Here is a 24,661-nt window from a genome sequence, read left to right on the forward strand (position 1 = left end):
AATAAATTACTAAAAAATAGCCCTATCTCTATCTTTATCTAATTATTAATGATCATGAAAATGCAAATAACCATCGAAAATGACATCTAATTATTTACAAAAATGGCAACAATCTATTAATCCCAAACTTCTCGAACGGTTGCATAATCGCTTGACTAAACCTGGCATGATTAATCATGGCATGGCTCAAAAGATTATTGAGCGATCGCCTGATATGCTGAATCGGCTACCTTTACTAGCTCAACAGATGCAACGTTGGTCAACAACTATTGATCTAGAGTCAGAATCAACACCTATTGTTTATGTACAAAACCAGAATCAGAGTAGTCAAGCAGTAGCAAAGCCAACAATAAATTTTACATTTACAGCCTCTAAGATTAACCACAATAACCAACAAATTCCACTTCAAGAAACTCATTTACAAAATCCGCGATCGCAATTAGCTGTCACACCAGATAATTCTTTACCTAATTTAGCTTTTAAAACAGAAAATCCAGCAATAAATTCTCTTGAAGAGGCTCCCTATAGTGCCCAATCATTAATATTATCTAATACATTACCAATAAGTAGCGACATTGCAAATTTTTCAATTCCGCGTCAGTTAGATGGTGAATCATCTAGCTTGAGTTTACCTGTGGTTAAAGCCAATGCGGAAATATTACCTGAGAATACATCTTTAACTACAAATCAATCACTTCCTTTAGTTGAACAAATATCACCACCAACGATTCAAAAAAAACCTTTAGCTCATCTTGAAAGTTCATCCGTTGGCGAATTGACGATTCAACGCAAGTCAGATAGTAGTTCAGCATCTAGCTTGAGTTTACCTGTGGTTAAAGCCAATGCGGAAATATTACCTGAGAATACATCTTTAACTACAAATCAATCACTTCCTTTAGTTGAACAAATATCACCACCAACGATTCAAAAAAAACCTTTAGCTCATCTTGAAAGTTCATCCGTTGGCGAATTGACGATTCAACGCAAGTTAGATAGTGGTTCAGCATCTAGCTTGAGTTTACCTATGGTTAAAGCCAATTCTGAAACCTTACCTGAGAATACATCTTTAACTACAAATCAATCACTTCCTTTAGTTGAAAAAATCTCATCACCAACGATTCAAAAACAACCTTTAAATAAGCTTGAAAGTTCATCATTTAGCGAATTTAATATTCAACGCAAGTTAGATAATGAATCATCTAGCTTAAGTTTACCTGTGGTTAAAGCTAATTCGGAAACCTTACCTGAGAAGACATCTTTAAGTACAAACCAAGAACTTCCTTTAGTTGCACAAATATCATCACCAACGATTCAAAAACAACCTTTAGATAAGCTTGAAAGTTCATCATTTAGCGAATTTCCGATTCAACCCAAGTTAGATAATGAATCATCTAGCTTGAGTTTACCTATGGTTAAAGCCAATTCGGAAACCTTACCTGAGAAGACATCTTTAACTGCAAACCAAGAACTTCCTTTAGTTGCACAAATCTCATCACCAACGATTCAAAAAAAACCTTTAGCTCATCTTGAAAGTTCATCAGTTGGAGAATTTCCGATTCAGCGCAAGTCAGATAGTAGTTCAGCATCTAGCTTGAGTTTACCTGTGGTTAAAGCCAATTCTGAAATATTACCTGAGAAAACATCTTTAACTGCAAACCAAGAACTTCCTTTAGTTGCACAAATATCATCACCAACGATTCAAAAAAAACCTTTAGCTCATCTTGAAAGTTCATCAGTTGGAGAATTGACAATTCAGCGCAAGTCAGATAGTAGTTCAGCATCTAGCTTGAGTTTATCTGTGGTTAAAGCCAATTCTGAAATATTACCTGAGAAAACATCCTTAACTGCAAACCAAGAACTTCCTTTAGTTGCACAAATATCATCACCAACGATTCAAAAAAAACCTTTAGATAAGCTTGGAAGTTCATCATTTAGCGAATTGAATATTCAACGCAAGTTAGATAATGAATCATCTAGCTTAAGTTTATCAGTGGTTAAAGCTAATTCGGAAATATTACCTCGGAATACATCTTTAACTGCAAATCAATCACTTCCTTTAGTTGCACAAATATCATCACCAACAATTCAAAAAAAACCTTTAGCTCATCTTGAAAGTTCATCCGTTGGCGAATTTCCGATTCAACGCAAGTTAGATAGTGGTTCAGCATCTAGCTTGAGTTTAGCTGTGGTTAAAGCTAATTCTGAAACCTTAGCTCAGAATACATCTTTAACTGCAAATCAATCACTTCCTTTAGTTGAACAAATATCATCACCAACAATTCAAAAAAAGCCTTTAACTAATCTTGAAACTTCATCAGTTGAAGAATTTCCGATTCAGCGTAAGTTAGATAATAATTCATCATCTAACTTGAGTTTACCTGTGGTTAAAGCCAATGCGGAAACATTACCTGAGAATACATCTTTAACTACAAATCAATCACTTCCCTTAGTTGAACAAATATCATCATCAACAATTCAAAAAAAACCTTTAGCTCATCTTGAAAGTTCATCCGTTGGCGAATTGACAATTCAGCGCAAGTCAGATAGCAGTTCAGCATCTAGCTTGAGTTTACCTGTGGTTAAAGCCGATTCTGAAATATTAACTGAGAAAACATCCTTAACAACAAATCAATCACTTCCTTTAGTTGAACAAATATCATCACCAACGATTCAAAAAAAACCTTTAGCTAATATTGAAACTTCATCAGTTGGCGAATTGACGATTCAACGCAAGTTAGATAGTGGTTCAGCATCTAGCTTGAGTTTACCTGTGGTCAAAGCTAATTCTGAAACCTTACCTCAGAATACATCCTTAAGCGCAAATCAAGAAATTCCTTTATTACCTCAGAATACATCCTTAAATATAAATTCGGAACTTCCTTTAGTTTCGCCGCTCTACCAACCAAGCATATCAGCAAAACTACAAGAAATACCTTTAGTTAATAATCTATCTCCTGCTGCTGAAACCTTAGAACATCATATTAATGATGAAACTTCTATTGATAATTATATAAAACCCATTAACCAAAAATTAGAGAGTAAAAATATAGCAGGATTTGAGTCTGGAGATAAAAGCAATAATTTAAATGCTAATCAGCCTCTTTTATTATTAAGACGGTTTTCAGAAAACAAGTTTTCAAACATCAATGAGCAGATAGAAAACATTAGACAAAATCATACTGACAACGAGAGATTATATTTACCAATTGTACAAGTTGAACGCGAGCCGGAGTCACTTGATTTTGAGCCTTTAATATTAGCTAATTTATCTGCTATCAAACAAAATAAAGATTTAATTGATAGCAAATTAAATCATCAGTCAAACTTGAGTAGGACAGCTAATGACAAGGGAAGCTCATTCACTCATCAACCAACTTCTATAGCTCATAATAATGCTTCACCGCCAACCACAATTACAGCGAATTCATCTATTAATTATCATCCTCCTCCTGTTAACTTAACTAACCAAAGCTCTGTTTTGGGAGTGAATACGCAACCTCAGATTAATATTGATGCTTTAGTAGAAAAAGTAGAACGCAGAATTATGCGGAGATTAGTTGTAGAAAGTGAAAGGAGAGGTAAGCAAAAATGGCGCTAGAAAAACTAAAAATTAAAGCGGAGAAAAGTAGTGAAGGAGATTTTGCTGATGAATTTGAAGTATTGTTTAATCCTAACCAAGTACAAATTAGTAAAACTGGCTGGAAATTAACCACTGTCAGCGACAATAACGGAGTCAGTGGAGAAAAAGTTACTCCTGCTAACGATTTAGCAACTTTAACAATACAATTATTTTTTGATACAACTCTCACAGGTTCACCACCAGATAATGTACAGCAATATACTAAGAAAATTTTTAACTTAACTAAACCGAGAATTGGTCAAAGTAAAAAAAGACCACCTCGATGTAAACTAGTTTGGGGAACCATTGGGGGAAAAGATAGTGTGTTATTACCCGATGGTGTTTTAGAAAGTGTCACTAAAACTCTGACACAGTTTTTAGAAGATGGTACACCTGTACGCGCCACACTTAATTGCACATTTAGAGAGTGGACAGAACCAGAAAAACAGCAAAAAGAAGAGAATTTAATTGACGATCCAGTTCGCATTGTCAAACGCGGAGAAACGCTGAGTAGTATTGCTAATGAAGAATATGGAGATTCAGCTTTATGGCGCATTATTGCTGAAGAAAATCGCTTAGATAATCCCCGCAAAATCCAGCCTGGATTAGTGCTGACAATTCCTCCTTTGCGGATTGCTAGTCAAACTTAGAGGAGCAGAAATATGTCTAATTACAGTGGTGTAAAAACCCTTTCTCCTAATATTAGAGTCCTCATCCAAGGACAGAAGCTTTCTGCTGATGCTAGTGCTGATTTAATTTCAGTGAAAGTATCTGAAGATATAGACGTACCAAGTATGTTTACCTTGGAATTTAGCAGTTGGGATTTAGCCAAGTGTAAATTAACTTGGGTGGATGATGATTTATTTGAAATTGGCAATGAAGTAGAAATTCAAATGGGTTATGACAATAACTTAAAAACAGTAATTGTCGGAGAAATTACCGGATTAGAACCCGAATTTTCTATCAACTCTCCACCCATATTAGTGGTAAGGGGACATGATATGCGTCACCGTTTGTTGCGAGGTTCGCAAACAAAATCATATACAAAAATGAAGGATAGCGATATTGCTAGCCAAATTGCCAGAGCTAGAGGATTAACACCAAAAGTTAAAGATAGCGAGGTAAAACACGAATATGTTTTGCAGCATAATCAAACTGATTGGGATTTTCTCCAAAGCCGTGCAGAACGTATTGGTTATGAAGTAGTTATTGATAATAAAACATTATATTTTCAACCTCCACAAAACGATAGTCAAAAAGTTTTAACGTTAAAGTTTGAAGAAAATTTAAGTGAGTTTTTACCCCGTTTGAGCAGCATGGGACAAGTCCAAGAAGTTGAAGTTCGTGGGTGGATACCAAAAGATAAAGAAGAAGTAATGGGTAAAGCTGCTGCGGGTAAAGAGGGAAGTAAAATGGGTGGGAAAACTACTGGCCCTAAGGCTGTAGAAAGCTTTGGTAAATCTGTTTCTACAGTAGTTAGTCAACCTGTAGCCAGCAAAGCCGAAGCCGATCAAATAGCTTTAGGACAGTTTAAAGATATGGCGATCGCTTATATTACTGCTGAAGGTGCTTGTGGAGGTAATCCTACTTTACGCATAGCTAAAGTCATTGAGGTGACTGGCGTAGGTAAGCGATTTAGTGGACTTTATTATGTTACCTCAACCGAACATAAGTATTCAGAGGGACAGGGTTATAATACCTCATTTACTGCTAGGAGAACTGCCGCATGATTGGACTAGATTTATTAATGCCCGATGACCGGAATGTGCGCTTTTATGGTGTAACAATTGCTGTGGTTACTAACATTAAAGACCCGGATGGAGTCGGCAGAATTAAGGTAAAATTTCCCTGGCTCTCTGGTGAAGATGAAAGTGCTTGGGCGAGGGTACTTACTCCAATGGCGGGAGAAGATAGGGGATTTTACTTTTTACCCGAAGTAGATGACGAAGTTCTAGTGGCTTTTGAACATGGGGATATTGCCTTTCCTTATATTTTAGGTAGTTTGTGGAATGGCAAAGATAAACCACCGTTAAAAAATGATGACGGGAAGAATAATAAACGCATGATTAAATCCCGCAGCGGCCATCAAATTGTTTTCGATGATACTAAAGATAAAGAACAAATTATTATCCAAGATAAAAGTGGTAAAAACAAAATTACCATTGATTGCGAAAAAAATTCCATGAGTATTCAAGTAGAGGAAGACCTCAACATTGAAGCCAAGGGTAAAATTACCATCAAAAGCACCGATAAAGATATGTCTATAGAATGTAAAAACTTAGAAATTAAAACTCAACAAGAATGCAAAATTGAAGCTGGTTCAAATTGTAGTATTCAAGCTAAATCTAAAGGTGAATTTGCTGCTAAATCTGGTATGGAAATTAATTGTGCTGCGGGGGTAAAAGTCAATAATGGAGCCTTAGAGGTGATGTAATGGATATTGATTTTTTAGGCGTAGGTTGGACTTACCCTGTGAATTTTAATCAGCAGGGAAAAATGGATATGGCGAAGTATGAAGATTGCGTTCGTCAATCAATTTGGGCGATTCTCAGCACCGCTAGAGGGGAACGTGTGATGCGTCCTAATTTTGGTTGTCGAATTCACGATCGCGTTTTTGCACCTAACAACGCCGGAACAGTGGGTGAAATCATTAGCGATGTGCGATCGGCTTTGGTGGAGTGGGAAGCCCGCATCGATGTTTTAGATATTGATGTGCTGTCTCGTCCCTCTCAACCTAATGTGCTGCATATTTCCATTAATTACCAAGTTCGTACCACGAATAATGCCTTTAATCTCGTCTATCCGTTCTATTTACAGTAGGTAACTATGTCTATTCCTCCACCCAAAATTGATCGCCGCAGCTATCAAGACTTGGTTGAACAAACCCAAGCTTTAGCAGAGAAATATACGCTCAAAGATTTCCATCAGCCAAATGCAGGTTTAGCTTTAATTCGCATATTTAGCCGCATGGCTAAAGTGGTAAGCGATCGCCTAAATCGTGTCCCCGATCGCAATTTGCTGGCTTTTCTGAATCTCATCGGTACTCAACAAACTCCACCCCAGCCAGCCAGAGTCCCTCTCACCTTTAGTTTAGCTGAGGGTAGCCCTGTGGATGCTCTGGTTCCAGCGCACACGCAAATCTCTGCACCACCTCTAGAAGGTGAAAAAGAAGAGGTAATTTTTGAAACCGAACAAGATTTGCTGGTAAGCGGGACAAAACTACAAGCAATGTTTGTCGTTGAAGACAGAGATTACTATAGCGATCGCACTCAACATAGTATTGCTGCTACATCTCACCTCAACGAACCATTTTTAGCTTTTCGTGGCTCTCAACCAGTCGAGCATTATCTTTATTTATGTTGTGCAGAAATTTTTAGCATCCCAGAATTAACAACTGTTACTATTACCATTGATACGGATAGCCCAGAAAGTGCGCTCAAACTCAAAGAATTACTACATATTTGGTCTTATTGGGATAAAAAACAATGGCAACCCTTAACTAATGTTCAAACCCAAGAAAATCAATCACAATTAATTATTACTTTTAATCAATTACCTAAATTGCTGCCTGTAGAAATTAACGGGCAAAAAGCTCAATGGCTACAAGCTACTTTAACACCCTATAGACGGGATAATTTACCGGAAATTACCCAAATTAATATCAGTGTTAGCCTGAATCAGACTGAAACACCAAAAATTTGTTTATTTAACAATATTTCTCTAGATTTAAGTAAAGATTTTCATCCTTTTGGACTCGCACCTATACATAATGATACTTTTGCAATTCCTCTCAATGATGAATTTATTAAACCTGGTGTAGCTATCTTAATTAATACTAATTTAAGTCGGCAACCTAGTTATACAGAAGATTTAGAAATTACTTGGGAAATCGGCAATAATCAAAATTGGCAACTTATTGAAAAAACAACTAGTAAAAATAAATTTAGATGGAATCGGAATTCATCACCTATAAAGTTTATCGAAAGTAGTACATCAGCTACATTTTCTTTTCCCCAAACTTTACCTGAAGTGAGTTTAGATAATCAATCAGAAAATCATTATTGGCTACGTGCCAGAATTACTAACGGTCTTTATGGGAGAAAAGGTAGAGAAAGAAAATATGTTGTTTACAACGATGTTACTCTCGTTGCCCAAAATATTGCTACTGGACAATTAGAAATCTATGTTGACAGTGTAGATGAATTGGCAATTGATGATATTATTCGGCTGCAATCATCAGGTACGCAAACTCTGCAAGAAGAAATAAAAATTATTGGCAAAGTCGAGGCAGAAAAAAAATTAATTTTAGAGAATAAAACGCGGAATGCATATCCAGCCGGAAGTCGGGTTTTAAGCAAATTTATTATGGCGGAAAACACCCCTGATACCTTTGAACCGCCTGCCCTCCAATCAGTAACTATAACTTATAAAGTTCTTTTAGAAAAACCTGCTATTTATTATGCTTACAATGATTTTATTTATTGTGAAGGTAGTCCTTTATATGTGAGATTATGGCAAACTGCTCAACCAGGGGAGAATATTATTTATGTTGATGATGCGAGCCAGTTTAAAATCGGGGAGTTTGTCAAATTTGACGATCAACATCCGGAGAAACTGCAAATTGAGCTAATTGATCGCGATCGCAACTTGCTGATCTTTACCAAACCAGTCAATTTTGAGCATCAACGCGGAAACAAAGTCAGCCGTTGTTTTCATCCCTTAACGCCGCAACTGCATCGCCAATCTGCACTTTATTTAGGATTTAATCAAGCATTTCCGAATCGTCCTAATAGTCTTTATTTCCAAGTCGAACCACCAAAACAAGAAGAAGTTACTCCCAATACTTATCGGGGACAAACTGATATTAATTTGCAAAGAATAGCTTGGGAATATGCTAGTCCGAACGGTTGGCAACCTTTAGTTGTCAAGGATGAAACCCAAGCCTTTGCTGAGAAAGGGTTAATTCAATTTATCGGCCCTACAGACTTGATTGGAACGCCATATTTTGGTAAAGAACTCTATTGGGTTAGGGCGAGAAAACAGCCAAATGATTGGGAAAGTTTGCCCTTGGCTTTGCTTTATTTTTTTACCTGGGCATTAGGATTTCAACAGTTCAGACTATACAGCTTTATGCGCTATTTTGGTGCTAAATTAGCCGCTTCTGCTGATTTTACTGTACCGCCAAGGCTGCGTTCTGTTCGGACTAATACGATTTGGGCTAGTCAAACTATTACTTTAGAACAAGAAATTTTAGGTTCTAGTAATAACGAGCCAAGACAAGTATTTACTACCACCCAATCACCGATTCTTTTGGGGCAACAATTGGAAGTTCAAGAAGGGCGATTTCCTCCAGAAGAAGAGCGCAAAATTATTGAACAAGCATCGGGAATTATTACATCTATTGAAGATGAAACAGGTAGGTTATTAGAAGTTTGGGTACCTTGGCAAGAAGTACCAGATTTTTATAGTTCTCAAGCACAAGATCGTCACTATGTGGTTGATCGCCAAGCCGGGAAAATTTATTTTGGTGATGGACAAGCGGGGATGATTCCCCCACGGGGACGTAACAATATTCGGCTGAGTAAGTATTGTACTGGAGGGGGTGTGAGAGGTAATCGTCTTGCCCAAACGATTATAGAACTCAAAACCACTATCCCTTATATTGACAGCGTCATTAACTGGGAAGCCGCTACAGGTGGAAACGAGCAAGAATCCTTAGATAAGCTCAAAGAGCGATCGCCCCAACGTCTGCGTCACCGCAACCGTGCTGTCACAGCCCAGGATTTTGAGGATTTGGTCTATGAATCATCTATAGATATCGCTAGGGTGAAAATCATCACCCCAGAAATGATGTTTTCTGATTACAACCCCTTGCTAGAAGAATTATGGCTGCAGCCTGATGGTACACCAGAGAAAGTGATTGAGGGTAATGATATCCGAGTGTTTCAGCACGAAATTCGCGGTGGTCGAGTCTTAGCAATTATCGTTCCCCACGGTCAAGAACGCCAGCCGACACCTACACTAGCTTTACTTAATCGTGTGGAGACATATTTGCGAGCTCGGTTTGTTCCTACAATGAAACTGCTGGTATCTGGCCCGAAATGGCAGGAAATTACAGTAATTACCGAAATTGTGCCTGTTGCTGTAGAAAATGCCGATGCTGTGAGAGTCGCAGTCAGCGATCGCCTACATAGTTTTCTCCATCCGCTCACGGGAGGCGATCGCCAACAAGGATGGAGTTTTGGACGCAAACCTCATCATTCCGATCTCTATGCTGTGATTGAAAAAGTCCCAGGGGTGAGTTATGTCCGCGCCTTAGATATTCAACCTGCTGATGCAGTAATTGATATCCAAACCCTGATTTACTCAGGTCAGCACATCGTCACTTTAAAATTACCTACGGATGCAGATTAAACTATGCCTTTACCTTTACCTAATTTAGATGATCGCACCTATGCAGATTTAGTCGCAGATGCGATCGCTCTCATTCCCAGCGAAGCCCCAGAATGGACAGACCACAACCCCTCAGATACGGGTATTATTCTGATTGAATTGTTGGCATGGTTAACGGAAATGGTGCTGTATCGCACCAATCAAATTCCCGATCGCAACCAAGCTGCTTTTTTAACTCTGCTCAAAGGAAAACCCTGGACTTTATCCGATAGCAAATCTTTGCAAGCAGAAATCCAAACAACATTAGCACAAATACGGCAACGCTATCGAGCTGTGACGGCGAACGATTTTGAGCAACTCATATTATTTGATTGGTTGCAAACTAGAACCGCTCAAGCTTTGGGAGAAGCGGCGATTATGGCGCGGGTAAATTGTTTACCAGAACGCGATTTAGAAAACTCAGATATTAATCAAGTAGTAGAAGCACATATTAGCTTAGTGGTATTGCCAAAAGTTAATAGTCCTGATAGTGAAAATATCAGAAAAACTCTCAAGCGATTTCTCAATCAAAGACGACTCTTGAGTACTCGCCTGCACATTGTTGAACCGAACTATGTACATATCAAAGTTTCTGCCATCTTATATTTAAGAGATAGTGGGGATTTCCGAGCAGTTAAAGCCGAAGTAACTCAACGTATTGAAGGCTTTTTTAATCCTTTCCCTCACCCAGATTATTGGCGAAATCAAGGTTATCCTTTTGGCAGAGATATTTATATTTCTGAACTATATGAATTATTAGATGATATGGCAGGGGTTGATTATGTGGAAGCAATTCAAGTAACTGATTTTGCAGAATATCGTCAGAGAGTTAATGAGCAAAATCAACTCATTGCGATCGCCTTACAACCACATGAATTAGTCAAGGTAGAAATTGGTCAAATTACTACTATGCAACGTTTAGGAGACAAATGGCAAAGCCACAACTAAGTAGTTATTTAGAATATCTCCCTGCTTATTTAGAAACAGATCCATTTTTAGGCAAGTTTTTACTGGCATTTGAAGGTATTCTCTCTGGTATTCCGGAAGCAGAAACCCAATTTTCTCCCCAGATTGTTGATCACAATACACCAACTTTGTGGGGTTTAGAAACGCTGATTTCGCAAATTCATACATATTTTGACCCCCAACAAACCCCAGCCGAATTTTTACCTTGGCTGGCTGGTTGGGTAGCTTTGAGTTTGCGGGATGATTGGGATGAGAAAACCAAACGTCAGTTTATTAGCCAAATAGTTCCCCTATATCAAATTCGGGGAACTGTTCCGGGTATGAAAAAAATGCTGGAAATTTATTTAGAAAGTTCCGGTTTGAGCTATCCAGAACGAACAATTTCGATTTTTGAATTTGATCAAAAACCTCATTATTTTCAAGTCCAACTAGCTTTACCCAGTAACCAAGTTATTCACCCAGAAAGGTATTGGCGTGAATTCCGCATTGCTAAAGGAATTATCGACCAAGAAAAACCTGCCCATACTTATTATGCGCTCAGAATTTTAACACTCACCATGCAAATTACCCAAGCATGGGGAGGTTGTTATCCGTTTATTTTATTTGACGCTCCGCCTCAACAGAAAATGCAGATTGAGGCAAAGATTCAATTAGATGATTATCCAGAAGGAGATAGCCTAGAACAGCAAATATTAATCCGCATTCAAGGCAAGAATTTGCCATTAGAACCTAATGGTAGCCAACTAGGGCCAGTTGTCAAGCAAACGGTATTTTATCACCAATTTACTGGTAATCCTGATGGCTTTTTTATTGCCCTCTCAAATTTGAGCGATCGCCAACTCACTGGCAAAATTACTGTTCAACTTAACTTTAATCTGAATCACCAACAATATTCTCTGAATATATTTGATTCTCTACCTTTTAATTTAGAACCTAATTTAAGAATTTATCGCCCCTTCAATCAATTGGAGTTAATGCCAGGAAATACTCGCCTTGACTCCGATCCAGAGCAAACAGTGCGCTTGCAAGCAGAACCACCATTGAACATTTATCAACAACAAATCAAATGGATAGATGGTAATACTCGCCTTGGTTCTAAAGTCGGTCAAACCATGCGCTTAGTTCATGATGCAAGATTGCGAATTTACAAACCTCGACCATTATTAGACAGAATGGAGGGAAATACTCGTTTAGGTAACCAAGTCGGAGAATCACTACAAATTCCCACAGGTACGGATGATTCCCAATTGAAAATTTACCGTCACCATCAAGAATACAAAATTGGTAATACCCGTTTGGGTACGGAAGTAGGTGCAACCATGCGTTTGGTGACAAATTCTCAATGGTTAGAGAGAATTTACCGATTTCAATTATTTGATTCCCCTGTTAAAAAGAAAATAGAAATAGAAGCAATTGTTGAACTTAGAGGTATAGCTGAACATGAAGGTGAAAAAATAGCCAGGTTATTAGTATTACGAATTCAATCCTGTACTTCATCCTTTAGACCCTTCATGCCCAATTTGGAATTTTCTGCTCAAGGAATCAGAGCTACACACCAAGTAAGCTATCAGCGATTTCTCGATAATCCCCAAGGGTTTTATGTAGTTTTATCTAATATTAATGACTGTCAAGTAGCAGGAAACATTACTATCAAACTTAACTTTAATCTTAATCGACATCCTGTGTCTCAAGTAATTCTCCAAGCAGATTTTAATCTCAGTCCCAGAGCCAATGTACTAGAAATGTGTCACTTGAATAATCAGGGTGAAGTTGCAGGTAATACTATCATTGGTAGAGTCACTCCCCAAATGCTGCGAGCTTCCACAATTCAAGAAGAAGCTTGGGTAGATTAATTATATTAAACCTCAAATTTTATGTCTGATTTTATTTTAACTACAGGCGATATAGCTATGTTTAACCCACCATTTGGACAAGCAATTGTCACTGTAATTCCGGGTAATATTGTGGGTTCTAGTAAAGACATGATTAATAAAAAAATGGTGTGTGTTGATGGGGATGAAAAAACCGTTATTGTTCCTGGTTGTCCTTATATGACTCCATCACATCCTATCCCTGGTGTGGGTATCCTTTCGATAGATTCTCTTGCTCCCAATCAAAAAGCTCAAAGAACCAAATCGAATGGGAAACCTGTTTTACTCAAAGGAGGTACATTTAAAGCTAAGTTTCAGGTTGTTGTTCCTGCACAACAGCCAACCCCAGGCGGGCCAGTTCCTGATGCTACTCCCCAATATTCCGGTACTGGTAGTTTTGTCACTACTAACTTTCGAGTTAAAGGCACATAACTTAAGTTAGTTTCCTGAAATTTAATCTGCGTCAATTCTCCCAATAATCAGTAATTTTATCACCAGATTTACATCCATATTTCTAATTAAAAAATTCGAGGCTAATATTATGGGTACTTTGCGACAAAGCCAAACCAAAAAGGCTAAATCGACTGTTGATCAACAAACCGCATCTAGTAATCAGCGCAATATCCATCCAGCAGAAGAACTACAAGATATGTTTGGTAATAGGGCGCTAAGTCGTCTGATTGAGTCGCAAAGTCTCCCAAATCAACCAACAGATAATTCTCCCAACTTACTTCTGAAGCAAATTTCCACAACTAATAATTCTGCAATCCAGCGTCGTCCTTTATTTCGAGGTTTGTCCCATGAATTAACAGCTAATAAACAGGGTAATATGGTACAGGACAAGCTAACAGTTAATCAACCAGGGGATAAATACGAACAAGAAGCTGATCGAGTTGCATCACAAGTTGTTCAGCAGATAAATACCTCAAAAATCCAGCCCTATCAATCTGAAGAAACAATACAGCCTCAAACATTGATGCGAAAAGCTGAAACACAGGAAAATAATATAAGGACTTCTCCACAGTTTGAAGCATCTCTCAAACAGGAGCGGGGTACGGGGCAACCTCTTCATCAAAGTATCCGAGAACCAATGGAGCAAGCTTTTGGCACAGATTTGAGTGGAGTTCGGGTGCATACTACCTCTTTATCAAATGAGCTAAATGAAACTGTTCAAGCCAAAGCATTTACTACAGGGCGAGATGTATTTTTCCGTGAAGGAGCTTATCAACCTGGAAGTCGAGAAGGGCAAGAGTTAATTGCCCATGAATTAACTCATGTTGTGCAGCAAAATGGTACTACCGCACTAGGAAATACAGCAGTTATTCAACGCGAAGAAACTAAACTTTTATCTAAAGAAGCAGGTAAAAAAACTAAAGATGAAGAAAAATACTTAAAACAAAGTAAATCAGGTTATCAAAATGTCACTGAAAAAACATCAGAATTGGCTGGAGCAGAAATAGCAGCAAAAAAAATTATAGAAGCTAAAGATCAAGACTTTAAAGCGGCCTGTGAATTATTAATGAGAGCAGGATTCTTTGGCTCTTATAGCACTAAAACAGAGACAGGTACATTTTCTAGAAATAGTTCACAGGAGCTTTTTACAGGAGTAGACGCTAAAGGTAAAGTCAGTGCCGAAGTAAAAGATGTGATTGAAGGCATTAAGTTACTAGCTGAGATCAGCACCCAAGGAGGTATCGGAGCTACACTGGCAGAGGATCTAGCTTTCAATGCAGGTGAATTAAGTCTGAAATTAAAAGGAAAACTAGAAAGTTTTATTGGTTTTAAAGCAAGTGCCAAAAGTGAGTTAAAACTGAATGTTTTAGATGGATTGGTAGCTAGTGCTTCGGCTGAAGCAAAAGCAGGAATTTCTTTATCAGGTAATGTTTCGGCTGAACTTAGTAAGGGAAATTTGGGCGCTCAGGTGGCAGCAGAAGGTAAATATGATGGTGGCGCTTCAGCTAAGGCTACTAGTAAAGCACAAGTTGGTCCTGCCGGTATCTCCGGTAGTGTTAGCGCAGAAGCACTTGCTGGCGCTCAAATCAGTGGCAAGGTATCTGGAAGTATTACAACTCGTAAGGGCAATAAATTAATTAATATCTCCACTGGTGGATCGCTATCGGCTGGTGTAGGCGCAAAAGTGAAAGGTGAAGCAACATTCTCAAAGGGTACATTTAAACTTGGTACTGCCGTCGGGGGAACTTTAGGAGTAGGTGGTGGTGCCGAAATCGAGATAGAAATAGATATTTCCGCAATTAAAGGTGCAATCAAAGATGCTTGCTCAAGTCCTAACCCCAGTACACTCATGAGCAAGGTAGCTGAGAAGCGGCCGAATATGCCAGAAGCTGAGGTAGGAGCCATGAAAGCGGAACTTTATAATGCTTTGTTCCCCAAAGTTTATAATTACGCTAAAGGTAAAGCTAAGAGCGGCAGTGCAAAACATTATGTCAAGCGACAGGTAGTGCAAGAAATCATTGCTAAGGAGGTACAAGGAAGTGACAGATTGGCGGAAATTATTTGGTACAAAGAATCAGATGAAGTATTAGCTGAAATGGCTTATGATGCTACCACTAAAGCTGCTAATGAGGCTGAAAAGCCTAAATTAATAGCAGCAAGTGAAAGTTCTTTTGGTATCAGGAGAGGTGTAATACTTTTGTGGCCTTACAAAAGCGAATGATTAATACCCCTCTTATGTCACTCTCCGAAAACATTTGTCATTTTTGAATTCTAGAGTCTTGACATAGGAAATCCCCTCAACCTCACCCCCTTCCCTAAAAGGGAAGAGGGGATTGAAAAACATCTCCAATAATAAAGATTAAGCCAGGAAATTATGAAATTACCAAACATGGGCAGCTATTGTAGTGAAGAAATTGGTATATCTATTTCTTTGCCGGAATATTGGCATCCACAAGTTATTAATCAATGGCAATTTCGGATTTTTGGACTCCCAGAACCAGGCTTTGAGGAATATTTTGAGGAGTATCGCTCTACAATGAGTTATCTCCTAGCTGAACCGGAAAATAATTCTGGTAATTGGTTTGAAATCTTAATTACTGACTCTGGTAATAAAATACAAGAAGACTACAATGAATATCAGTTAATCAGTGAGGAATCTTGCCATATTTCTGGTCACAAAGCTTATATTAGACAATACGAATGGACAGAAATAACCACAAGTTTACGCCTTTCCCAATTACAGTCTCTCATTTACAATGATTCTTCATCTTTTTATCTAATTAATGCAGCAACCTTGAAACCACTAGAAGCAAAATATATGCCAGTATTTAGAGAAATTCTACATTCAACACAAATTATTTCTAGTGATTCTTCAAATTAACACATTCTTATTACTGATTAATAATGGTTGCTTTAGCAGACGAAAATCCTTATACTCCTTACCTGAATCAACTTCTCCTTTTCTTACAACAATTAGACAAACTGTTAGAAAAAGCTATTACCAATGCTCACACAACCTATGATACAGAAGTATTAAATAGCCCTTATCATGGGATGCACATTCGTCAAGAAGAGGTAGAACGTTTATTAAGTAGTCAACCTGTAACACCTGTATTACAACAGAACAGCGCAAACTTAGATGAATTACCTTCAGATATTGCTTGGGAAGGCTCTCCTTTAGCATGGCTTCAAGAAATTTTTGGTTTATCAGATTTCGATGTAAATATTATAGCGATCGCACTCGCCCCAGAACTTGACCGTCGTTATGAACGCCTCTATGCTTATCTCCAAGATGATGTACGTTGCAAACGACCTACCATAGACTTAGCTCTCAATTTACTCTGCACTTCTGCTATAGAAAAACTCACACGACGGGTTCATTTTAATGCTGATGCACCACTGATTCGTCATCGACTGCTACATCTAATTCCAGAATCTAATCACACAGATCCTTCTCTACTCGCTCATAACATTAAACTCGATCAGCAAGTTATTCAACTTTTATTAGGAGAAACAGGTATAGATGCTAGACTTACTGATTTTTGCCAATTAATTACACCTCAAATCAGTTTTGAGAACTTGCCTTTAGAGCCAGAAATTAAACAAAATTTGATATCATTAATCACAGCAAATTTAGAAACAGTTAAACCTTTTAATTTATATTTTAAAGGTGAGGATATCCCCAGTAAACGGCAGACTGCTGAAGCTATGGCCAAATCCTTGGGGTTACCTTTTTTAATAGCAGACTTGGCGAGGATTGTCGAGGCTAAAGCTGAATTTGAATCAACAATCAAATTATTATTTCGTGAAGCTAGGTTTAAAAATGCCTTACTTTATATAGAATCTTTAGATAGTTTGCAAGCTCCAGAAAATAATATTTTATATCAAATTTTTCTCAAGCAGTTAATTGAATATTCTCTATTTACTATCTTATCTGCTATCAAACCTTGGGTAAATATTACAAATCAAGTAGTAGAACTAATCGCCGTTCCTTTCACGATGCCAAATTTTGCACAGCGTCGTTTTTATTGGCAGAAATACTTGCAAGCAGCAGATATTACCCTAGATAATCAAGAGTTGGATAGTTTAAGCGATCGCTTTCGTCTCACTTCTGAACAAATTGCTGATGCTGTGGTAAATGCTACCAATCAAGTTGGCTGGAAAAATCAAGCTATAGAGGCTACTAATACTCAAGTTAACTTACAAAAATCTATAACATTAATTGATTTATCTACCGCCGCTAGAGGTTTATCAGCACATGATTTAGCCACCTTAGCGCGGCACATTCAGCCTAAATATAGTTGGGACGATATTATATTACCGGCTAACCAAAAGCATCTCTTGCGAGAAATCTGCAACCAAGTCAAGCACCAACATTTAGTTTGGGAAAAATGGGGTTTTGAAAGTAAAGTTTCACTGGGGAAAGGGTTAAATGTCATGTTTTCTGGAACCCCTGGTACAGGGAAAACAATGGCAGCAGAAATCATTGCTCAAGAATTACAACTCGACTTGTATAAAATTGATTTATCCCAAATAGTTAGTAAATATATCGGTGAAACCGAAAAGAATTTACATCGAATTTTTACTGCTGCTACTAATGCTAATGCTATTCTTTTATTTGATGAAGCAGATTCTCTATTTGGCAAGCGCAGTGAAGTTAAAGATGCTCATGATCGCTATGCTAATTTGGAAATCAGTTACCTATTACAAAAAATGGAAGAGTATGAAGGAATTACTATCCTAACTACTAATCTCCGCATGAACATGGATGATGCTTTTGTCCGGAGACTGCGTTTTATTATTGAATTTCCTTTCCCTAATGAAAAGCAAAGGTACGAAATTTGGCAGAAAATATTTCCTAAAAGCACACCTTGTAGTTCTGAGATAGACTTAAATTTTCTGGCCCATAATTTTGAACTTACAGGGGCAAATATTCGTAATATTGCCTTAACTGCTGCCTTTTTAGCTGCTGAGGATAGCAATCAAATTGAAATGCCTCATTTGATTCAAGCAGTACGTCGTGAATATCAAAAGATGGGCAAAATTCTCAAAGATAAAGAATTAAATTGAAATGAGTTTGATTAATTAAAAATCAGCAAGATTTGCAAACTATCTAGCTATAAGCTTGTTATAAACTACAATTTTTACTTTCAACTAAACGAATGGCATCAATGACATTCATTCTAGTGAAAGAAAAATATCAGCCAACTTTGCTATGTAGGGTTTAAGCAATATCCATTGGTGTCAAATTAACGTGAAACCCGCTCTTGTGAAAGGTTTCGCCCTCACCCCCAGCCCCTCTCCCACAGGGAGAAGGGAGCCAGAGATTTAGTTCCCCTTCTCCAAGGGGAGAAGGGGTTAGGGGATGAGGGCGCGAGGTATTTGTACAACACCCGTCTTATATCGCTTTTAGCTTAAGTTGACACCGATGAGCAATGTTGTCCCCCTACAATCTGTCGAATTATTTTTTCAAATTGATATTAGTTGTTGAGGTAATAGCCAACTGCTTCATAAACAAAAAGATACCCGACTTATTGAAACAGTCAGGTATCTGATCCAACACAGATTTGTAATTACGAATTACGAATTACGAATTACCTAATTTCTTCCAAATCCACCCATTCATCATAAGAAGAATCGTAATCTAGGTAATGCACATAATATTGTTGTCCTTGAATTTTCTGAATACTGGCGGAATACCAATCTTCGTTATCTTCATCCCAAACTTTGATTTTTTGATTCACAGCAAATCCATTGCTATCGGATGAGCCATGTTCGCGAATGCGAATTTCATCTTCGCCTACCCATTCGTTGTAGGATGAACCGTAGCCAATGTAATTGACAAAGAATTGGTCATTTTCTACTTTCTCAATTGTGGCTTGATACCAATCTTCGTCGTCTTCGTCCCAAACTTCTACATTTTTGCTAACTGCATACTGACTTTTACCTGGCTGTGCTGCTGATGCTGGTGCTGTGCTAGGTTGTAGTGCTGGTGGAGGAGTTTCGGCTTTCACTAAAGAGTGCGATCGCAAAATTATGGCGCGTGCTACTGATTGAATGCCTGTATGCTCAAAGTAATTGGTGGTTTGATCCAAGAATGCGGCGACGAAATCTAAGTTATCATCAGCAATCTGAATAAAGTTACCTAAATGGCTAGTAATCGATTGCGGTGTTAAACCTGTCTTCGCTACTAAGCCATTCATCCAGCCTTGTACGGAGTTGAAAGCTTGAGTAATAAAACCAAATTTCTCGGAGGGATTATTACCAGGTAAAGCGGTATTAACTGCTAAGAATACAGGATTTTGTGCGACTACGTTGGCATCAGAGCCAGTAATAATGCTGTGAATTTTACTGAGGAAATCAGGCCCTAAAGGTAGCATTCCATCTATGCAGACTAAGGCTATCATCCGCATCAGGGAAGCATCTTGATAGTTGTCGGCTAGAGATTTAGCAAATTCTTGGGGATTAGGACTAGGAATACCATTTATTTTCGAGAAGGCAATAATTTCAATTGCAATTTTTAAGACTAAATCTATAGTTTGAGTTACGTCTGCTTTGGGAGTAATGTTACTTAAAAAAGACAGAAAACCAATTTTTTCACCCACTTTATTTGCTAAAGCTGCTGTCGCCATAGCGGTGTCGGCTTTATCGATGGTTTGATATAGTTTCACCGCCATCTGATAGCCATTTTGCGGATCGTTATAAAGAGAAACAGCGCGATCGCGGATTCTTTGAATAACTGCGGGGTCAGTTTCACCAGTAATTGCACGTACACTATTGTCAAAACCTACCAGGTTGTTCCACTGTCCGGGAGCAACATAATTGAGAGCGTTTAAAACCTTGATACTGATATTATCGCTTGGTAATTCGTCAACCAACTGCACAATTGATTTATCCATGAGCGGGTTCTCCCAACGCCAAAACATAGTATGCAATTATACTCAAGTATTTTGGGGAGTTGGTTGATTTATTAAGAGATAGAAATTTTTCGCCTCTGTAATATAGCAAGAGTTGTTGGGGAAGGGGGAAATGGGGAAAAAGGGGAAGGGAAAACCTTTAACCTTTTCCCCAAAACCAATTTTGAATTTTGAATTTTGGATTCACGACGGTACTAATGCGATCGCAGTTACTTCTGGAGGACAATGCCAACATCCTGGGGGAAATTTTGACCCTTAACCTTTGACCCTTGACCCTTAACCCTTGACCCCTTGACAACCCCAACAAAAAAATATGCAATCTAAATGTTAGATGTGCATTAGCTTACCAGCGAAACTTTTGAGGATACTGTAATGGCAAGCGAAGAGAATTCTATTTTCTCAGAGCAGATCGGGCTGATAGATCGGGTTTTAGCAGCCTCTACCGATCATATATATATTAGCGATCGCAACTTACGCTATCTTTATGCCAGTCCAGCCGGGTTAGCAGCTTTGGGTTTAGAACAGGCGCAATTGCTGGGGAAAACTTGGCAGGAGTTAGGATTTCCGGCTGACATCATGGAAGTTTACGATCTGCAACGCAAATCTGTATTGCATACGGGAATTGCGATGAGAGGTGAAACGAGTTTCCCCACCGTTAATGGAGTCAGGTACTACGAATATGTGATTTCTCCCATTGAGGGAAATGACGGAGAAATTGAGGCAGTCATTAGTACTACCAGAGACATTACAGAACGCCAGCAAGCAGAAGCAGCATTACGCCTACTAACTGAGGAATTAGAAGCCAGAGTTACAGCTAAAACCCAGGATTTAGCAGCCATTAATGAATCCCTGCGTCGAGAAATTGCAGAACGTCAAAGAGCAGAACAAGCATCTCAAGAAAGCCAAATGCGATTTTCTGCTTTAGTGGATGCCATGTTTGAAGGCATTTTGATGAAAGAGCAGGGGAAAATTATTGAAGCTAATGCTGGGTTCGCCCGAATGTTTGGTTATACCTTAGAAGAAGTAATCGGTAAATCAGCAACCGATTTTCTCACGCCGGAATCCCAGGAAACTTTGTTGCATCATATTGAGAACCAGTATGAACTGCCTTATGAAATTACTGGGATTAAAAAAGATGGCACCCTCATTCAATTAGAGGTAGTAGGTAAACAAAGCTTTTATCAAGGGCGGAGTGTGAGGATTTCGGCAGTACGAGATATTACTGAGCGCAAAAAAGCCGAAACCGAACGCAATCAACTACTACAACAATTAGAAGCGGAACGCAGCCGCTTAGAACAAGTCCTGCAACAAATGCCTTTAGGTGTGGCGATCGCAGAGGCTCCTTCGGGAAAACAACTGTTTCACAATCAAGAAGCCGTCAGACTGTTGCGCCATCCAATATTACCAGCCCAGACTTACCAAGAGTACATTAAATACGGTGCAATTCACGAAGATGGGCAACCTTATCAACCGCAAGAGTACCCCCTAGCCCGTTCGCTGCTTTCTGGCGAAGTCATTAAAGGTGAAGAAATACACTACCGCCGAGGTGATGGCACATTCACCCTGTTATCTGTGAGTGCAGCGCCAATTCTAGATCAAGATGGGCAAATTATCGCCACTGTCAGCGCCTTTGAAGATATTTCGGAGCGTAAACAGGCTGAACAAAGGTTAGCCAAAGAATCTCTGCGGATTCAAACCCTGTTTAAAACCTCCTTTGATGGCATTGTCATTTTAGACAAAGAAGGTAAAGTATTAGATGCCAATCCCCGATATGCGGCAATGTTGGGGTATAATTGCCAAGAAATTGCTAAACTCAGTATTTTTGATTGGGATGCTCAGTGTAGCGATGCCCAGCTACAGCAAATGATGCAAGACTGCACGAATTACAACAGTGGGATTTTAGAAACTCAGCATCGTCGCAAAGATGGCTCAGTCTACGATGCCGAAATTAGCTTCAACGTCGTGGAGTGGGAAGGAGAGATTCTGCGATTTTGCGTTTGTCGAGATATTACCGAACGCAAACGCACAGAAGCAGCCTTAAGGGAAAATCAAATTCAGCTGCAGCGCCAATTAGCAGAAATTGAAACTATCTATCAATCAGCCCCCATTGGCTTAAGCGTTTTAGATCAAGATTTGCGCTTTGTGCGGATTAATGAACGCCTAGCCCAAATGAATGGTTTGGCGATTGATGCACATATCGGTAGGACAGTACAAGAGTTGCTACCTAATATAGCGGATGCAGCAGGACAAATGTTTCGCTCCATTTTCGCAACAGGCGAACCTGTACTCAATATAGAAATAACTGGGGAAACTCCCGCTCAACCTGGTGTGCAACGGACTTGGTTAGAAAGCTTTCTGCCATTAAAAGATGGGGAACGCATTATTGGTATCAGTGCCGTATGTGAAGAAATTACCGAACGCAAACAAGCAGAACAGAGTTTGCAAGCCAGCGAAGCCACTTTACGCCTATTTGTCCAGTATGCACCTGCTGGGATTGCCATGTTTGATCGAGATATGCGCTACATCATAGCTAGTCAACGATGGGTGGATAGCTATCATCTCGATACAGTGGAATCTCTAATTGGGCGATCGCACTACGAAATTTTTCCCGAAATTACCGAGAACTGGCGACAAATCCATCAACGCTGTCTAGCTGGAGCCAGCGAAAGATGTGATGAAGATTTGTTTGCTCGCGCCAATGGCACCCAGCAGTGGATTAACTGGGAAATTCATCCCTGGCATACTGCTACAGGTGAAATTGGTGGCATTATAATTTTTGGTGATGATATTACACCACAAAAACAAGCCAAAGAAGCACTGCGCCAGAGTGAATATTTGTATCGCACCCTAGCTCACAACTTCCCCAATGGTGGAGTTAACATTTTTGACCGTGATTTACGCTATCTGTTATCTGATGGTACAGAAATAGCCAAAGTTGGGATGACAAAAGAACAACTTGAGGGACATACTCTCTGGGAAACCGTACCTCCAGAAACTAGTGCGGTTTTAGAACCACACTATCGAGCTGCATTAGCCGGAGAAACCACAATTTTTGAACTTTCCTTTGGCGAGTCTATTTATCAAATCCATACACTCCCCCTATTCAATGAGCAAGGAGAAATATTTGCAGGTTTATCCATGTCGCAGAACATTACTCTGCAAAAGCAAGCAGAGCAAACACTCAAAATGGCACGGGATGAACTAGAACTGCAAGTTCAAGAACGTACCAAGCAACTGCTGGAAACTAATGCAATTCTGCAAAAACGGGAACAAGAATTTCGGACATTAGTAGAAAATACACCCGATGTCATTAGCCGACATAATCGCCAATATTGTTATCTTTATGTCAACCCTGCTAGTACACAACAGTCGGGAATTCCAGTCACAACCTATCTGGGCAAAAAACCCGCAGACTTAGGCTATCCCCAAGAAATTGCTGATTTTTGGACAGCATCTTTAGAAACTGTCTTTACCACAGGCAAAATGCGAATACATGAATTTCGAGTTCCCCACCAAGATGAGTGGAAAGTTTACCAAACTTACGTAGTCCCAGAGTTGGGAGTAAATGGTGAGGTTGAGTCTGTTTTGACGATTAGTCGCGATATTACTGAACTCAGAGAAGCCGAGGAATCATCCCGAACACTAGCAGAAGAACTGAAACGCTCCAATCAAGAACTAGAACAATTTGCTTATGTCGCCTCTCACGATTTACAAGAGCCACTCAGAGCAGTTACCAGTTTTACACAAATGCTAGCAAAGCGTTATCAAGGACAACTCGATGGGAAAGCAGATATGTATATCGAGTTTATTGTCGATGGCGCAATCCGGATGCAGCAACTCGTCAAAGATTTATTAACCTACTCTAGAGCCGGTCGCTATCAACCAAGGTTGCAATCAGTTGATTGTAATGCCTTACTCGAACAGGTTAAAAAAGATTTGCAAATCACCATTACTGAAACTCAAGCCACAATTACCGCCGATCCTTTACCCACTGTGCTTGCCGATCCCACCCAACTGTCAAATTTGTTACTAAACTTAATTGGCAATTCCTTGAAATACCGTAGTGAGTTCTCTCCAAAGGTATATATTTCTGCTCATAAAAATAGATTACCATTAACAGAGCAACATTTCCCTGAAAATTGCAGCTCACTTTCTGCAAATTCTCAGGAAGAGTGGGTGTTCACTGTTCAAGATAATGGAATTGGCATCGAACCACAGTACGCCGAAAGAATATTCGGAATCTTTCAACGGCTTCATGCTAGTGATGAGTACTCTGGTACTGGCTTAGGATTAGCCATCTGCAAAAAGATTGTAGAACGGCATAGTGGGAGAATTTGGGTAGAGTCGCAACTTGGACAAGGAGCTACTTTTTACTTTACACTTCCCATTGGGAATTAGAACTG

Annotated in this window: 15 protein-coding genes; 14 read left to right on the forward strand and 1 reads right to left on the reverse strand. The window is 39.0% G+C overall.

Features of this window, described 5'->3' with window-relative positions; translation table 11 throughout:
* Nucleotides 1-79: 79 nt before the first annotated feature.
* The 12 genes from HG267_RS30795 (at nt 80) to HG267_RS30850 (ending at nt 18,411) form a co-directional block, all read left to right on the forward strand.
* A complete protein-coding gene (locus HG267_RS30795; protein WP_045873058.1) occupies nt 80-3,598 on the forward strand; it encodes a hypothetical protein in 3,519 nt (1,172 codons plus the stop codon).
* A complete protein-coding gene (locus HG267_RS30800; RefSeq protein WP_045873057.1) occupies nt 3,589-4,269 on the forward strand; it encodes a LysM peptidoglycan-binding domain-containing protein in 681 nt (226 codons plus the stop codon). Before HG267_RS30795 ends, HG267_RS30800 begins: the two co-directional genes overlap by 10 nt.
* Nucleotides 4,270-4,281: 12 nt before the next feature.
* A complete protein-coding gene (locus HG267_RS30805) occupies nt 4,282-5,349 on the forward strand; it encodes a phage late control D family protein (RefSeq protein ID WP_045873056.1) in 1,068 nt (355 codons plus the stop codon).
* Entirely contained in the window at nt 5,346-6,053 is a 708-nt protein-coding gene (locus tag HG267_RS30810; RefSeq protein WP_045873055.1) for a phage baseplate assembly protein V, read from the forward strand. The genes HG267_RS30805 and HG267_RS30810 overlap by 4 nt, the downstream gene beginning before the upstream one ends.
* Nucleotides 6,053-6,439: a GPW/gp25 family protein gene (locus tag HG267_RS30815; protein ID WP_045873054.1), complete on the forward strand. Its 387-nt coding sequence runs from the start codon at nt 6,053-6,055 to the stop codon at nt 6,437-6,439. The genes HG267_RS30810 and HG267_RS30815 overlap by 1 nt, the downstream gene beginning before the upstream one ends.
* A 6-nt stretch (nt 6,440-6,445) precedes the next feature.
* Nucleotides 6,446-10,033 (forward strand): baseplate J/gp47 family protein, encoded by a 3,588-nt coding sequence (locus HG267_RS30820; RefSeq protein ID WP_045873053.1) that lies wholly within the window; start codon nt 6,446-6,448, stop codon nt 10,031-10,033.
* 3 nt (nt 10,034-10,036) lie between these two features.
* Nucleotides 10,037-10,999, forward strand: a complete 963-nt coding sequence (locus HG267_RS30825) for a baseplate protein J (protein ID WP_045873052.1) — start codon at nt 10,037-10,039, stop codon at nt 10,997-10,999.
* A complete protein-coding gene (locus HG267_RS30830) occupies nt 10,981-12,870 on the forward strand; it encodes a phage tail protein (protein ID WP_045873051.1) in 1,890 nt (629 codons plus the stop codon). The genes HG267_RS30825 and HG267_RS30830 overlap by 19 nt, the downstream gene beginning before the upstream one ends.
* A gap of 21 nt (nt 12,871-12,891) precedes the next feature.
* On the forward strand, nt 12,892-13,320 hold the full coding sequence (locus HG267_RS30835; protein ID WP_045873050.1) for a hypothetical protein: 429 nt from the start codon (nt 12,892-12,894) through the stop codon (nt 13,318-13,320).
* A 109-nt stretch (nt 13,321-13,429) separates the two neighbouring features.
* Nucleotides 13,430-15,562 carry a DUF4157 domain-containing protein gene (locus tag HG267_RS30840; protein WP_052335338.1) on the forward strand — a complete coding sequence of 711 codons (2,133 nt, stop codon included), beginning with the start codon at nt 13,430-13,432 and terminating at the stop codon, nt 15,560-15,562.
* A 153-nt stretch (nt 15,563-15,715) separates the two neighbouring features.
* The gene (locus HG267_RS30845) at nt 15,716-16,222 is read left to right on the forward strand and encodes a hypothetical protein (protein WP_228045444.1); all 507 of its coding nucleotides are present in this window, start codon (nt 15,716-15,718) and stop codon (nt 16,220-16,222) included.
* 23 nt (nt 16,223-16,245) lie between these two features.
* Entirely contained in the window at nt 16,246-18,411 is a 2,166-nt protein-coding gene (locus HG267_RS30850; protein WP_045873048.1) for an AAA family ATPase, read from the forward strand.
* A gap of 524 nt (nt 18,412-18,935) precedes the next feature.
* Here HG267_RS30850 and HG267_RS30855 read toward each other — a convergent pair.
* Nucleotides 18,936-20,240: an agenet domain-containing protein gene (locus tag HG267_RS30855; RefSeq protein ID WP_045873047.1), complete on the reverse strand. Its 1,305-nt coding sequence runs from the start codon at nt 20,238-20,240 to the stop codon at nt 18,936-18,938.
* 130 nt (nt 20,241-20,370) lie between these two features.
* On the opposite strand from HG267_RS30855, the gene HG267_RS30860 reads away from it, so the two are divergent.
* Complete coding sequence (locus HG267_RS30860) at nt 20,371-20,517, forward strand: hypothetical protein (protein ID WP_155539516.1); 147 nt, start codon at nt 20,371-20,373, stop codon at nt 20,515-20,517.
* Nucleotides 20,518-20,630: 113 nt separating this feature from the next.
* The gene (locus HG267_RS30865; RefSeq protein ID WP_052335337.1) at nt 20,631-24,656 is read left to right on the forward strand and encodes a PAS domain S-box protein; all 4,026 of its coding nucleotides are present in this window, start codon (nt 20,631-20,633) and stop codon (nt 24,654-24,656) included.
* Nucleotides 24,657-24,661: the final 5 nt, after the last annotated feature.

The organism is Tolypothrix sp. PCC 7601, assembly GCF_025677855.1.
GTDB classification, from domain to species: Bacteria; Cyanobacteriota; Cyanobacteriia; order Cyanobacteriales; family Nostocaceae; genus Aulosira; species Aulosira diplosiphon.